This window comes from Embleya sp. NPDC059237 (assembly GCF_042754105.1).
In the GTDB taxonomy this organism is placed as follows: Bacteria; Actinomycetota; Actinomycetes; order Streptomycetales; family Streptomycetaceae; genus Embleya.
In genome coordinates this window covers 127128-139474 of the sequence record NZ_JBHZAE010000008.1, presented here as the reverse complement: position 1 = coordinate 139474, position 12347 = coordinate 127128, and the positions used below count along the sequence as shown (strand labels likewise).

12 protein-coding genes and 1 tRNA gene are annotated in these 12347 nt (G+C 71.7%); 9 read left to right on the top strand and 4 right to left on the bottom strand.

All coding sequences use genetic code 11. The annotated features are described in order from the left end of the window. Complete coding sequence (locus ACFXKZ_RS25395) at positions 1–540, bottom strand: FHA domain-containing protein (RefSeq protein ID WP_380003287.1); 540 nt, start codon at positions 538–540, stop codon at positions 1–3. A 10-nt stretch (positions 541–550) separates the two neighbouring features. Beyond that, positions 551–1435, bottom strand: a complete 885-nt coding sequence (locus ACFXKZ_RS25390) for an FhaA domain-containing protein (protein ID WP_380003285.1) — start codon at positions 1433–1435, stop codon at positions 551–553. A gap of 387 nt (positions 1436–1822) precedes the next feature. Between ACFXKZ_RS25390 and ACFXKZ_RS25385 the strand changes: the two genes are divergently transcribed. Both ACFXKZ_RS25385 and ACFXKZ_RS25380 read left to right on the top strand, forming a co-directional pair. After that, positions 1823–1906, top strand: a tRNA-Leu gene (locus ACFXKZ_RS25385). Positions 1907–2007: 101 nt separating this feature from the next. Beyond that, positions 2008–3390 (top strand): DUF2252 domain-containing protein, encoded by a 1383-nt coding sequence (locus tag ACFXKZ_RS25380; RefSeq protein ID WP_380003284.1) that lies wholly within the window; start codon positions 2008–2010, stop codon positions 3388–3390. A gap of 389 nt (positions 3391–3779) precedes the next feature. Here the strand turns inward: ACFXKZ_RS25380 and ACFXKZ_RS25375 are convergent, their stop codons facing one another. After that, positions 3780–4367 (bottom strand): TetR/AcrR family transcriptional regulator, encoded by a 588-nt coding sequence (locus ACFXKZ_RS25375; protein WP_078976338.1) that lies wholly within the window; start codon positions 4365–4367, stop codon positions 3780–3782. A gap of 182 nt (positions 4368–4549) precedes the next feature. Between ACFXKZ_RS25375 and ACFXKZ_RS25370 the strand changes: the two genes are divergently transcribed. Then, the gene (locus ACFXKZ_RS25370) at positions 4550–5356 is read left to right on the top strand and encodes a hypothetical protein (RefSeq protein ID WP_078979368.1); all 807 of its coding nucleotides are present in this window, start codon (positions 4550–4552) and stop codon (positions 5354–5356) included. Positions 5357–5523: 167 nt separating this feature from the next. Then, positions 5524–5856, top strand: a complete 333-nt coding sequence (locus ACFXKZ_RS25365) for a rhodanese-like domain-containing protein (RefSeq protein ID WP_380003283.1) — start codon at positions 5524–5526, stop codon at positions 5854–5856. A 61-nt stretch (positions 5857–5917) separates the two neighbouring features. Here the strand turns inward: ACFXKZ_RS25365 and ACFXKZ_RS25360 are convergent, their stop codons facing one another. After that, complete coding sequence (locus ACFXKZ_RS25360; protein WP_380003282.1) at positions 5918–6607, bottom strand: PaaI family thioesterase; 690 nt, start codon at positions 6605–6607, stop codon at positions 5918–5920. Between the two features lie 162 nt (positions 6608–6769). Here ACFXKZ_RS25360 and ACFXKZ_RS25355 point away from each other — a divergent pair, with 162 nt between their 5' ends. The 5 genes from ACFXKZ_RS25355 (at position 6770) to ACFXKZ_RS25335 (ending at position 12331) form a co-directional block, all read left to right on the top strand. Continuing rightward, positions 6770–8416 carry an AMP-binding protein gene (locus tag ACFXKZ_RS25355; protein ID WP_380003281.1) on the top strand — a complete coding sequence of 549 codons (1647 nt, stop codon included), beginning with the start codon at positions 6770–6772 and terminating at the stop codon, positions 8414–8416. A gap of 307 nt (positions 8417–8723) precedes the next feature. After that, positions 8724–9362 carry a DUF5819 family protein gene (locus tag ACFXKZ_RS25350; protein WP_380003280.1) on the top strand — a complete coding sequence of 213 codons (639 nt, stop codon included), beginning with the start codon at positions 8724–8726 and terminating at the stop codon, positions 9360–9362. Beyond that, positions 9349–10644, top strand: coding sequence for an HTTM domain-containing protein (locus ACFXKZ_RS25345; protein ID WP_380003279.1), 1296 nt, complete (start codon positions 9349–9351; stop codon positions 10642–10644). The genes ACFXKZ_RS25350 and ACFXKZ_RS25345 overlap by 14 nt, the downstream gene beginning before the upstream one ends. Before the next feature lie 77 nt (positions 10645–10721). Further along, entirely contained in the window at positions 10722–11468 is a 747-nt protein-coding gene (locus ACFXKZ_RS25340; RefSeq protein WP_380003278.1) for a TrmH family RNA methyltransferase, read from the top strand. Then, positions 11465–12331 carry an NTP transferase domain-containing protein gene (locus ACFXKZ_RS25335; RefSeq protein WP_380003277.1) on the top strand — a complete coding sequence of 289 codons (867 nt, stop codon included), beginning with the start codon at positions 11465–11467 and terminating at the stop codon, positions 12329–12331. The genes ACFXKZ_RS25340 and ACFXKZ_RS25335 overlap by 4 nt, the downstream gene beginning before the upstream one ends. The last annotated feature ends 16 nt before the right edge of the window (positions 12332–12347 follow it).

The following is a 12347-nucleotide window of genomic DNA, read 5'->3' as shown; positions in this document are numbered from 1 at the left end:
CTACCTGCGCAGCTCGATAACGGTCTTGCCGATGCGGATCGGCGCACCGAGCGGCACGGGGGTCGGACCGGTCAGGCGCGTACGGTCCAGGTAGGTACCGTTCGTCGACCCGAGGTCTTCGACCACCCAGCTGCCGTCGGGCGCAGGGTAGATGCGGGCGTGCCGACTCGATGCGTAGTCGTCGTCGAGCACGATGGTCGAGTCGTGCGCCCGGCCGATGGTGATCTGCTGATCCGTCAGATTTATCGTCGTGCCGGTCAGCGAGCCTTCGGTGATCACCAGTTTGCTCGGGCTGTTGTTGCGTTGGCCGCGGCGGGGCCGGGCCTGCTGCCGCTGCGGAGGCGGAGCCTGCTGCGCCTGCGGAGGCGGAGTGGCACCTCCTCCGGCTGCGGCCGGCGCGGCGGTTCTGCGCCGCGTGGGTCGTTGGGTCACGCGTGTGCCGAAGAGGTCGCTACGGATCACCTGTACGGCGACGATCACGAACAACCACAGCACAGCGAGGAAACCCAACCGCATAACGGTGAGGGTCAGCTCAGACATGCGCCCGTTGTCACCCCTCGGCTTGGCGGAACACGACAGTGGTGCTGCCGAGCACGATGCGCGATCCGTCCCGCAGGCCGGCACGTTGGCAGTGCTGGCCGTCGACGACGATCCCATTGGTCGAACCGAGGTCCGTGATCGACGCCGGGGCGCCTACGCGGATCTCGGCGTGGTGCCGCGAAACGCTCGGATCGTCGACGCGAACTTCCACATCGGTGCTGCGGCCCAACTTCACGACCGGGGCGGTGAGCTCGTGACGCACCCCGTTGACCTCCAGCCAGGTACGCAGCCGTGGTGTCGGCGGCGGAGTCTGACCGTAGCCGGCCTGCTCCCCCGGCTGTGGCCGGGGCGGCGTTCCCGGGGTCCCGGGCGGGCCGAAGGGGGGCGGTGCGGGCACCCCGGGCGGGGGTGGCCCGCCGGGTCGACCGTATCCATAACCCTGTGGCGGCTGCTCGGGTTGCGGCCCCCCGCCCGGGAAGGGCGATGCCTGCGGGGGCTGCTGCTGGTCCAAGTGGGACTGGCTGCCCGCGAGTGCCTGACTGCGCACCCGGTACAGACCCGTGTCCAGATCGTCGGCATGTTCGAAATGGACCTCGACGGGGCCGATGAACGAGTAGCGCTGCTGTTGCGCGTAATCGCGCACCACGGTCGCCAGCTCACCGCCGAGTTGCTGCACGTACGGGCTCAGGCGCTCATAGTCGTGTTGTCCGAGCTCGACGACGAAGTCGTTCGGGACCATGGTGCGGTCTCGGTTCCAGATCGTCGCGTTGTTGTCGCACTCGCGCTTGAGGGCGCTGGCGATCTCGACGGGCTGGACATCGGACTTGAACGCCTTGGCGAAGGCGCCGTTGACCAGGCCCTCGAGCCGTTGCTCGAACTTCTTCAGGGGACCCACGGGCACCTCCTTCCGTACGCGATCGGCCGGTCCGGTCCTACAGTCTGCTCACTGATCGTATCCACGCGTGGGAAACGGGCGCGGTTCCCTACCGTGGCCACTGTAAGGAGTGTTGGCTTTCACAGGGATTCCTACACCCTGTCGACCCCTCGGTGGCTCGCTTGCAGTAGTTGTGCCGCGACCGTGTGCGTGGCCCGGGTCGAAGCCCGTTCACCGTACGGTGCAGGGCAAGCATGCCGGAGAGGCGGGGGTCGTGGGGATCCCGGTACGGAAAGATGAACCGTTGGTTGCTCTGGGTGGCCATACGGGTGCTCATGGTGTGAGCCGTGGGGTCTGCGGGTAAGGATTCGTAATGGGCCTCGGGCCCGTGCTAATCTTTGATTGCTCGCGCGGGTGGCGGAATAGGCAGACGCGCTGGATTCAGGTTCCAGTGCCCGAAAGGGCGTGGGGGTTCAACTCCCCCCTCGCGCACCGAGCAAAGGCCCCAGGTCATCGACCTGGGGCCTTTTCGTATGTCCGGCCGTGTGTCGTGCATGGCCGGTCGTGGGCTTGCGTCCGGGGAGGATCGGTACATGTCGGGGACTTCGGTGGGGCGGGAATTCATCGTTCCGGGTTTTCGGGACAGGTCGGATGTCGCGTCCAAGGCGCTGGGCAAGGGCCTGCGCGAGCGGGTGTCGCGGTCCGCGCACGCGGCGTTCGAGCCGGCGGCGGATCGGCCGGACGTGGTGGAGAGCGTCGAGCGCTCCAACGTCGGGCGGCTCGAACACCTGGTGCCGTTGCGGATCGGGCGGATGGCGGCCTCGCCGTTCGCGTTCCTGCGCGGGGCGGCCGGGTTGATGGCGGCGGATCTGGCGGCGGAGCCGGTGACGGGGCTGACCGCCCAGATATGCGGTGACGCGCACGCGGCGAACTTCGGGGTGTTCGGGACGGCCGAGGGTCGGCTCGTGATGGACCTCAACGACTTCGACGAGACCGTGCAGGGACCGTGGGAGTGGGACCTCAAGCGGCTGGTGGCCTCGCTCGTGGTGGCGGGTCGGGTCGGCGGGCTCGACGAGGACGCGTGTCACGTGGCCGCCTACGACGCCGCCGCGTCGTATCGCAAGACGATGGCGCTGCTCGCCGGAATGCCGGTGCTCCAGGCCTGGAACGCGATCGCCGACGACTCGCTGGTGGCGCACGCGGACGCGGACGAGTTGTCCGGACTGCTGGCGCAGGTCACCGCGAAAGCGCGGCGCAACACCAGCGCGCGGTTCGCGGCCAAGTCGACCGCGCGGCGCTCCGACGGCACCTGGCACTTCGTGCCCGATCCGCCGGTGCTCACCGCGGTGGACGACGACCTCGCCCGCGCGGTGGCGGGCGGTCTGGAGAGCTACGTGGACACCCTCTCCACCGAGCGGCGGCCGCTGTTGGCCCGGTTCGCGGTGGAGGACGTGGCGTTTCGGGTGGTCGGTACCGGCAGTGTCGGTACCCGGGCCTATGTGGTGCTGCTCCTGGGCAACGGCGACGAGCCACTGGTGCTGCAGGTGAAGGAGGCTCGTCCGTCGGCGCTGGCGCCGTATCTGCCGCCCACCCGGGTCGAGCACGAGGGGCGTCGGGTGGTGGTCGGGCAGAAGTGGATGCAGGCCGGCACCGACGCGCTGCTCGGCTGGACCTCGATAGACGGGCGCGACTTCATGGTGCGGCGGTTCCGCAATATGAAGGGCAGCATCGACGCGACGCTGCTGGCCGCGCACGAGATAGACGACTACGCGCGGATGACCGGCGCGCTGCTGGCCCGGGCACACAGCCACTCGGTGGACCCGCAGGTGTTGGCCGGTTATTGCGGGAAGAACGACCGGCTGGAGGACGCGTTTGCGCGGTTCGCGGTGCGGTACGCGGACCGTACGGAGGCCGACCACGAACAACTGCTGGCCGCAGTGCGGTCGGGCCGGCTGCCGGCCGAGACCGGGGTCTGACTCGGCGGGGGTTCAGCCCCTGGGTGCGCGGGACGAGCCTGGCCGATTCCCTCGTTGCGATGAGGCGAGCGCCTGCTCAACCGGGGTGAAGGCCCGGGGCGCGGGACGAGCCTGGCCGATTCCCTCGTGCGCGTTGCCGCGCACGAGGGCTTCGTGTCGTGGACCGGCCGGCGGGGTGTTCCGGCGCGGTCGCCGCTCCGGGGCGGGGCGGCGGGGGGACGAGGTGTGCGGGCGGCGGGGGCATGGGGTGTACCGGCCGCCGCGCGTGCGGGGTGCCCGGGGGGAGGGCGGACCCCGGCCGTGCCTTCCTTCGAGGAGAGCGCGCCGGAAGGACGGCACGTTCGTGGGCATGCCGGATGAAGGGTGGACCCTTCATCCGGCCGTGCGCACTATGACTGCTTCATCGACGCGATGGACGCTCGCGTGAATTCGATGAGGTGCTTGCGCCGGTTCGCCCGGGCCTCCTCGGACTCCGAGTCGGCCCCGAGCAGTACCCGCGACATCTGCGGCATCGTCTGTTGCCAGGCGGCGACGCCGATGAGCGAGTAGAGCAGCTGGGCGACGTCGGGCGAGGGCTTCACGCCGAGGTGATCGGCGAACTCCTGAAGTTTCGCGGCGTAGCTCGTGACTCGCCGCTCCTCGTCCGGGACCGGGTCGTGCCCGTAGTACAACGCCTCCCACACCAGCAGCCGGAGCAATTCCGGGCGGGCGCAGTAGAAGTCGTACACCTGGGCGATGTACTCGGCCGGGTCGTCGTTGGGCATCGTGACGACCGTGTTGAGCTCTTGGAGCGACTCCGTCAGCACGTGCTGGAAGAGCTGCTCCTTGTTCCCGAAGTACGCGTAGATGCGCTCCTTGTTCACCCCGGCGCGCAGGGCGATGCGGTCGACGCGGGCGCCGGCGATGCCGTGCTCGGCGAACTCCGCGCGGGCGGCGTCGAGAAGTTTGGCTCGGGTGCGTGCGGTGTCGGGCGGCATGGCTGGATCTTATCCCCTCTAGCCAACTGCTTTGTTGGATCGACTGGCCAGGGACGGCCTGACCATGCTGCCCTACCACATAGGCTGCTGGGGGGTGTTGCGAGTGATTTGATCTTCAAAGTCCGGCAGAGGTGCCCGCCGGCCGGTGTCGCGCGGGAACAGAACAGCACACAAGGGACGTGATGGACGAGGTCAGCGCGCCGACCCCCTGGTCGGACCCCGAAATCGCCGAGTTGGAGCGACAGGTCGCCGCCGAGGAGACCGCGTTGCTCGACGACGAAGTGGATGTGACGACCCTTCAGGTCGAGCTGGACAACCTGGCGATCGTGCACCACCGCCGGCTCGGTCCGCTCTACGAGCGGCTGGACGAGCTGGACGCCTTGATCGCGGAGGCGATCGCGGCGCACACCGGCGATCCCGCGGACATCCGGCGTGCGGTCGAATTGCGTGGTGTGGTCACGGACATGCCGGACTTGGACTCGCTTTTGGGTGCCCTCGACGGGGCGCCCGGCGCGGAGGGCGGTTCGGCCGAGGAATCGATGCCGGTGCCGGAGGTGCACCGGGTCAGCCCCGGCGCCGAGGCGCGCAAGCTCTTTCGCGAGCTGGCCCGCCGGGCGCACCCGGACCTGGTCCAGGACCCGGAGGAGAAGCAGCGCCGGGGTGCCTTCATTGCCCGGGTGAACGCCGCGTACGCGCGCGGCGACGTGACCGAGCTGCTGGCGTTGGGTACGGAATGGGCCACGTCCCCGGAGGGCGCGAGCGGTCCGGGCACCGAGGGCCGGGGGCAGTGGTTGCGCAGCCGGCTGGCCTGGCTCACCCATCGCCGCACCGAGCTGGCCGGGCTGCGCGAGGAGCTGATGGCGGGTGCGATGGGGCAGCTGCTCCAGCTCGCCCCCGACGATCCGGACGGCCTGCTCGAACATCTGGCCGACCAGCTCCTGCACGACATCGCGGAGAAGGAGAAGGTGCTCGGCACGCTGGTGCCGTGATCGGCCGCCGCGGCCGGTGCCCGGGCCGCCCCCGCCCGCGCGTGTGTCGGGGAGGTGACGAGCGGGCGGTTCGCCGGTTCGGGGCACCTGTGCGCGGCGCCGATGACCGACAATGTGCGATGAGCGCGGCCGGACGGGTTCCGGACGCCTGACCTCCCGGAGATCCGATGCACCTGTCGCCCCCGCCGGCCGTGGCCGCCGCCGCGGTTCCCGACGACGCCTTCGTACTGGACGTACGGGAGGCGTACGAGTGGGACGCCGGTCACGTGGCCGGCGCCCGACACATCCCGATGAACACGCTGCTCGACCGGATCGACGAGGTGCCGCACGACACCCGGGTGTACGTGATGTGCCGGGTCGGCGGCCGGTCCGCGCAGGTCACCCACTATCTGGGTCAACAGGGCTGGGACGCGGTCAACGTGGACGGCGGGATGCTCGCCTGGGAGGCCGCGGGGCGGCCGATGGTGAGCGAGACCGAGGCGGCTCCGGCGGTGGTCTGAGGCCCGCCGCGCCGCCCCCCTCCGCTCGGGATCGTCCCTCCGCTCGGGATCGTCGTTCGGCTCAGGACCGCCGTTCTGCGATGAACACCGCGGTCGCCTCGGCGGTCACCTGCCCGTCGGCGCGGATCTCACCGGTCGCGAAGCTCTTGCGTCCTTCGCGGCCGGTCCAGCGCCCGGTCAGCTCCAGCGGTACGTCGTAGGGCGTCGCCCGGCGGTAGCGGATGTCGAGGCCGGCGGTCAGCCCCGGCGCGCCGGCCGTGGACGCGGCCACCCCGAGCAGCTGGTCCAGGATCACCGCCACGATGCCGCCGTGCGCGCGGGCGGGCGGGCCGCCGTGTGCCGCGGTCAGCGTGCATCGGGCGTGGATCTCCACCGACGCGGGCTCCGCCGTCGGGTCGGGCCTGGGGGTGACCTCGGCGAACACCAGCCGGGGAGCCTGCGGGTTGAGCCGTCCCGAGCCCATCTGGGTCAGATGTTCCAGCCTGCCGTCCGGATACCGGATCAGCGAGACCGCCTGCGGGCGGCGGGCCGCGCCGAGCAGCGCGGTCAGCTCGGCGATCCGCCCGGCCGCGTCCGCGCGTACCGCCGCGTCCACGTCGGTCCACACCACCGCCTCGACCAGATCCCGCACCCGGTCCGCGAGGTCGAGCGCCTCCGGGGTCACGCTCTCCGGTCCGGGCAGGGTGCCGGCCATCAGTTCGGCGAGGGCGGTGGCCGAGGCCGGCGGCAGCGGCCTGGTGTTCGAGTTCATGCCCGTCCCTTCGTGACACTTTGCTGGAACCTGCCGAGAATGCCCATCCTTCGTGACGCGGTTCTTGATCTTGCCAAGAATGCGGGCCAAGAATGTGACGGTGCATCAGATCTAACGGTCTATCAGACCCGGCGCGGCCGGATCGCGGTGAGGGAGTGCGGCATGGTGACGATCGCGGAGCTCGTACATCGCCAATGGGGCGACGAGCGGACCGGACTGCACTTCGAGGACCTGACCTGGACGCACGACCGGATCGCCCGCGACGCCGCCGCCCGGGCCGCGCTGCTCGCCGACCTGCTGCCGCGCGGGGTCGAGCCGCACGTGGGGGTCCTGCTCGACAACGTGCCCGAATTCCCGCTCTGGTTGTCCGCCGCAGCGGTGGCGGGCGCCACCCTCGTGGGGGTGAACTCGACCCGCCGCGGCGCGGAGTTGGCCCGCGACATCACCCACGCCGAATGCGCCGTCCTGGTCACCGAGCGGGCGCACCTGCCGCTGCTCGACGGATTGGACCTGGGCATCCCGGCGCACCGCGTCCTGGTGGTCGACGACCCCGGCTACGCCGACCTGCTGCGGCCGTACGCGGACGCCGCGCTGCCCACCCTGACCGTCGACCCCTCGGGTCGGCTGCTGATCGTGTTCACCTCCGGCTCCACCGGCGCGCCCAAGGGGGTCATCTGCTCGCAGGGCCGGTTGGCCGGCGCGGGCACCGCGCTGACCGCGCAGTTCGGCTTCGGCCCGGACGACGTCAACTACGTGTGCATGCCGATGTTCCACGGCAACGCGCTGATGGCGAACTGGGCGCCGGCGCTGCGCGCGGGCGGCGCGGTCGCGCTGCGCCGCCGGTTCTCCGCGTCGGCGTTCCTGCCCGACATCCGCCGCTACGGCGCGTCCTACTTCACCTACGTCGGGCGCGCGATCTCGTATCTGCTGGCCACCCCGGAGCGACCCGACGACCGGGACAACCCGCTGCGCGCCGGGTTCGGCACCGAAGCGGGCGCGGTGGACATGGCGCGCTTCGAGGCGCGCTTCGGATGCGCGCTGACCGAGGGATACGGCTCCTCGGAGGGCGGGATGAGCGTCAACCGGCGGCCCGGGACGCCCCCGGGCGCGGTCGGTCCGTGCCCGGAGCACGCCGCGGTGCTCGATCCGGCGACCGGCGAGGAGTGCGCGCGGGCCGAGTTCGACGCGGCGGGTCGGCTGCTCAACGGCGACGCCGCGATCGGCGAGCTGGTCAACACCGGGCGCAGCGGGTTCGAGGGCTACTGGCGCAACGAGCAGGCGTCGGCGGCGCGGTTGCGGGACGGCCGCTACTGGACGGGCGACCACTTCTACCGGGACGCGGCCGGGTACCTGTACTTCGCCGCGCGGGCGGACGACAAGCTCCGGGTGGACGGGGAGAACCTGGCGGTGGCCACGATCGAGGGCATCCTCGCCCGCCACGCGCCGTTCGAGGTGGTGGTCGTGTACGGGGTGCCGGACCCGGTGACCGGGGACCTGGTGATGGCGGCCGTGCAGGTGCGCGAGGGAGCCGCCTTCGATCCCGGGGAGTTTGCCGCGTTCATCGCCGAACAGCCCGACCTGGGCACCAAGATGGCGCCGACGTTCGTGCGGGTGGTGGACACGGTGCCGACCACCGCGACCAACAAGGTGCACAAGGTCGGATTGCGCCGCGAGGGATTTCGCACGGCGGACGAGGTGTGGTGGCGTCCCGAGCGCGAGGGGGCGTATCGCCCGCTCGACGATGCCGGGCGGCAGGAGCTGATCGGGCGCTACCGCGCGCACGAGCGGGAGTACGTGCTGGACCTGTGAGCCGCGCTCGCGGAAGCGGTCGGGAAGGGGTGGTCGGCGGTGGTTTCGGTACGCCCCGCCGACCGGACCCGGTAGCGTGCCGGGCGCACGGGTCCGGATCGGACCCATCGACCACGGGAGAGGCATGCAGTCGCCTGACGACGCGGTGCCCGGGCAACCGGTGGATCGGTCGAAGCCGCCAGTCGAGTCCGGGGCGGCGGTGGGCACCGCGACCGGCGGACCGACGACCGATTCGGGTCCGGCATCCGGCACACCATCGCCCGCCGTCCGCATTCCGGAACAGGCGGGGGAGCGTTCCCCCGTCGACGTGCCGACGGACACGGCGGTGCCCGCCGACGAGCGCCGGTCGACCGCGGTGCGCTCGGTCACGGCGGCGTTCGCCGTCCTCGCGATCCTGGTGACCCTCGTCCACGTCTTCTTCGTGTTCCTGCACGTGGCGCCGAGCAACGCGCTGAGCAAGGAGTACCAGAAGGAGACCGGCACCTGGATCTACCCCTACTTCGAGCAGAACTGGGCGCTGTTCGCGCCCAATCCGATGTCGGAGAACTTCCGCGTGCAGGCACAGTCGCGGGTGCGCGGTCCGGACGGCCGGGTCGTCGAGTCGGACTGGTCCGACCTGACCCTGGACGACCTGAACCACATCCGGGGCAACCCGTATCCGAGCAAGGCCGACCAGAACATGATCCGGCGCGCCTGGTCCAGCTACGCGGACAGCCACGACGCCAAGGACGAGTCGGCGATCGGCAGCCGCGGCCCGCTGACCCAGCGCTACCTGCGCCGGATCGTGGTGCACCGCTTCCAGGACGCCGGCCTGAACCGCTCGCTCGAGTCCATCCGGATCCGGGTCGCGACCACGTCGATCGGCCAGCCGGACGCGAGTCCCAAGCCGACGACCTCGTACCGCACGCTCGGCTGGTGGGAGACGAAGCCCGATGACTTCCGGTGAGTCGCAGCCGCGCAGCGCGGCGAGCCCGTGGCGCCGCAGGGAGGACGCCGTCGGCCGCGCGCTGGTCGCGGCCCTGGACGCGGTCGGTACGCGTACCTTCGCGGTGCACCAGGCGGCGCTGCTGCGGATCGGCTACGGCCTGGTGTTCCTGGTCAGCCTGCTGCGCGAATATCTGAACCGCCGGGAGATCTGGGGCGATCAGTCGGCCTGGTCGCCGGACATGGCCCGGGAGTTGCTGAACGGCATCCAGGGCGTGAGCCTGCTGCTCGAAAGCGACTCGCGCTGGTGGTTCGAGGGCGTCTACCTGGCCGCCGTCGTGGTCAGCGCGCTGTTCGTGCTCGGCTGGCACACCCGGGCGACGAGCATCCTGTTCGCCGTCATGGTGGTGTCGTTCAACAGCCGCTCCATCCTGATGACCGACGGCGGCGACACCGTGTTGTTGCTGATGTCGATCTACCTCGCCTTCACCGCCTGCGGTCGGGTGTGGTCGCTGGACGCCCGTCGGGCCCGGCGCACCGGGGTGCGCCCAGGCACCGGTCCCGGGCACGAGGTCGGGGTGCTCGTCGGGCTGATCGCCATGGTCGTGCTCGGCACCACCTGCCGGGGCGACTCGTGGGCCCTGCACCCCAAGTTCTCCTTCGCGTTCGTGTGCCAATGGATCTGGCTCCCCGGGATCCTCGTGGTCTTCGGCGCGCTGTGGCGCCTGCCGCGCGAGGTGGAGCAGGTCCGGGCCGGCGTGGTCACCGCGGTGCACAACTGCGCGCTGTTCGTGATCGCCGCCGAGGTGTGCTTCATCTACGGCGCGGCCGGCCTCTACAAGGTGCAGGGCTCGTACTGGCAGGACGGCACGGCGATGCACTACGTGCTGAACCTGGAGTACTTCGCGCCCTGGCCCGGGATCAGCCACACGCTCGCCGCGAACACCGAGATGGGCGTCGTGCTGGCCTACCTCACGGTGTTCATCCAGGTCGGCTTCGTCTTCATGCTGTTCGCGAAGCGGGTCAAGTACGTCGCGATCGTGATCCTGCTCGGCATGCACTTCGGCATCGCCGTCCTGCTCGGCCTGCCCGCGTTCTCCGCGTCGATGTCGGTGGGCGACGCGCTGTTCCTGCCCACCGCGTTCCTGATCTGGACCCGCTCGCGGGTGATCGGGCGGCTCACTGCCCGGCTGCGGCGCGGGCCCGCCGCGCCGGCGAAGGCGCCGGCCGATCCCCGGCCGCCGGCGGTGCCGCCCGCGTCCGACGGGCCGGCGGGGTTGTCGCCGACCGCGAGTCGGGCCTGAGCCAGGCACCCGCACCCCCGCCCCGACCCGCGCCACGCCGGTCGGGGCGGGGGTCGGTCGCGTTCTAGGCTGCCGTCATGGACTCCCACGACGTCGATGCCCGGGTGCGCCGGCTGGCCGCGGTGCCCGGGACGGTGCTGCTCGACGGCTTCCACGCGGTCAAGCACGCACTGCGGTTCGGCGCGGCGATCTCCCTGGTGGTGACCACCGACCGGGCCGCGGTCCGCACGCTCGCCGACGAACTCGCGGCCGACGTGGGCGAACACCTGGACGAGACGGCGATCGAGGTACCGGAAGCCCTGCTGCGCGAACTGGTCCCGCGCGCCGGTCCCACCGGCGTGCTCGCGTTCGCCCGGCGTCCCGAACCCGCGACCCCGGGCGAGCGCGCCGCGCCCGTCGTGCTCCTGGAGAACCCGCGCAACCTGGGCAACGTCGGGGCGGTGATCCGGCTGGCCGCCGGGTTCGGCGCCGCCGCCGTGCTGACCACCGGCGACCTGGACCCGTGGCATCCGCACGTGATCCGGGGCAGCGCGGGGCTGCACTTCGCCACCGAGGTCGCCCGGGTCGGCCTCGACGAGCTGCCCGACGGGCCGCTGTTCGTGCTCGACCCCGAGGGCGACGACCTGCGGGCCACCGACATCCCCGACGACGCGGTCCTCGCCTTCGGCACCGAACGACACGGCGTCTCCGCGGCGTTGCGCGGGCGGGCGGATCGACGGGTGGCCATCCCGATGCGGCCCAAGGTCTCCAGCTACAACCTGGCCACCAGCGTCGGGATGGCGCTCTTCCGCTGGTCCTGCACCTCCGCGAACGCGCCGGCATGAGCGGCCACGACGCCATCGTGCTCGCCGGCGGCGCGGCCCGGCGGCTGGCGGGCGCGGACAAGCCGGGCCTGCTCGTGGCCGGTGTCCCCCTGCTCGACCGGGTGCTCGCCGCGGCGGCCGGCGCCGAACGCACCATCGTGGTGGGCCCGCGCCGGCCGACCCACCGCGAGGTGGTGTGGGTGCGCGAGGACCCGCCCGGCGGCGGCCCGGTGGCCGCGCTCGCCGCCGCGCTGCCGGTCGTGCGGGCCGACGCGGTGGTCCTGCTCGCGGCCGATCTGCCGTTCCTGTCCGCCGCGTTGCTCGACCGCCTGCTGGCCGCGCTCGGCCCCGACCGGGGGCCGGACGCGCCGGCCGGCGTGGTCGCGGTCGACGCCGACGGGCGCGACCAGTACCTGCTCGCCGCCTACCGCACCGCCGCGCTCCGCACCGCGCTGGCCGATCTGGGCGAGCCCGCCGGGGCGGCGCTGCGCCGGGTGGTCGGCCCGCTGGCGACGCGCCGGATCCAGGCCGGTCCCGACGCCGCCTTCGACTGCGACACCTGGGCGGATGTGCGCGACGCGCGAGCACGGTCGGGGAGGATGGACACAGCCCCGAAGAGGAGAGAGATGACTGGCCTGGACGAGTGGACCGAAGCGGTCAAGCAGGAACTGGGCATCGAGTTGGACGTGGACATCGCGGCGCTGCTCGACATGACCCGGGTGGCGGCGCACAACGTGCAGCGACCCGCCGCGCCGCTCACCTCCTTCCTGGTCGGTTACGCCGCGGCCATGCGCGGCGGCGGCGCCGACGCGGTGGCCGAGGCGTTGCGGCAGGCACGCGAACTCGCCGAGCGTCGGGGCCCCGACGTCGAACCGGACGCCTGATGGTCCCTCGGGAGAG

Bases quoted from the DNA above. Each gene is read 5' to 3' on its own strand.
- ACFXKZ_RS25395 (WP_380003287.1), bottom strand. From the start codon at position 540: ATGTCTGAGCTGACCCTCACCGTTATGCGGTTGGGTTTCCTCGCTGTG.
- ACFXKZ_RS25380 (WP_380003284.1), top strand. From the start codon at position 2,008: ATGTCGGGGACTTCGGTGGGGCGGGAATTCATCGTTCCGGGTTTTCGG.
- ACFXKZ_RS25375 (WP_078976338.1), bottom strand. From the start codon at position 4,367: ATGCCGCCCGACACCGCACGCACCCGAGCCAAACTTCTCGACGCCGCC.
- ACFXKZ_RS25370 (WP_078979368.1), top strand. From the start codon at position 4,550: ATGGACGAGGTCAGCGCGCCGACCCCCTGGTCGGACCCCGAAATCGCC.
- ACFXKZ_RS25365 (WP_380003283.1), top strand. From the start codon at position 5,524: ATGCACCTGTCGCCCCCGCCGGCCGTGGCCGCCGCCGCGGTTCCCGAC.
- ACFXKZ_RS25360 (WP_380003282.1), bottom strand. From the start codon at position 6,607: ATGAACTCGAACACCAGGCCGCTGCCGCCGGCCTCGGCCACCGCCCTC.
- ACFXKZ_RS25355 (WP_380003281.1), top strand. From the start codon at position 6,770: ATGGTGACGATCGCGGAGCTCGTACATCGCCAATGGGGCGACGAGCGG.
- ACFXKZ_RS25345 (WP_380003279.1), top strand. From the start codon at position 9,349: ATGACTTCCGGTGAGTCGCAGCCGCGCAGCGCGGCGAGCCCGTGGCGC.
- ACFXKZ_RS25340 (WP_380003278.1), top strand. From the start codon at position 10,722: ATGGACTCCCACGACGTCGATGCCCGGGTGCGCCGGCTGGCCGCGGTG.
- ACFXKZ_RS25335 (WP_380003277.1), top strand. From the start codon at position 11,465: ATGAGCGGCCACGACGCCATCGTGCTCGCCGGCGGCGCGGCCCGGCGG.